Source organism: Achromobacter sp. JD-1 (assembly GCF_038594925.1).
Classification (GTDB): domain Bacteria; phylum Pseudomonadota; class Gammaproteobacteria; order Burkholderiales; family Burkholderiaceae_B; genus Achromobacter; species Achromobacter spanius_C.
In genome coordinates this window covers 1-531 of sequence record NZ_JBCGCS010000110.1, presented here as the reverse complement: position 1 = coordinate 531, position 531 = coordinate 1, and the positions used below count along the sequence as shown (strand labels likewise).

Below are 531 nucleotides of genomic sequence, written 5' to 3'. Positions count from 1 at the left end.
CGTGACGTTGCCATCAGCGGCAATGCTTGAACCGATTTCCTTGCTGGTACTCAGGTCATGCCGATTCTTCTTGTTGCGCACCAGCGATTCGCCGTGGCTCTCCTCCAGCGTGGCCAGATTGATATCCCGGCCCGCTTGCAGACGCACGTCGTCCTTGGCGGTGACTTGCGCCGCCGTCAGGGTCAGGTCGCGACCCGCCTGCATGCTGAGGTTGCCGGCGTCCACGCGCGACACGCCCGAGATGTACGAACCCCAGGTCGCGCCGTTGTTTTCCGATGCCGATGTGGATGTCAGCGCGATGTCGCGGCCCGCCGACAGCGCGACGTTGTCGCCCTTGATCAGCGACACCAGGTTGGTCAGGTCCTCGCGTGCAGCCAGGTTGACGACGGCGCCCTGGATCAGGCCGCCGGCTTGGTTGACGATGTTGGCGGCCGTCATGACGGTGGCGTCGCGCGCGCCGATGGTGCCGCTGTTGTTGATGTCGCCGTCGGCCGCAAGCTTGACGTCGCGGCCGGCCATCAGGGTGCCGTC

1 protein-coding gene is annotated in these 531 nt (G+C 65.7%); it reads right to left on the bottom strand.

The window, feature by feature from the left end; all coding sequences use genetic code 11:
- The coding region (locus WBR68_RS31465; RefSeq protein WP_230696283.1) for a hemagglutinin repeat-containing protein at positions 1–531 on the bottom strand (531 nt) is incomplete at both ends.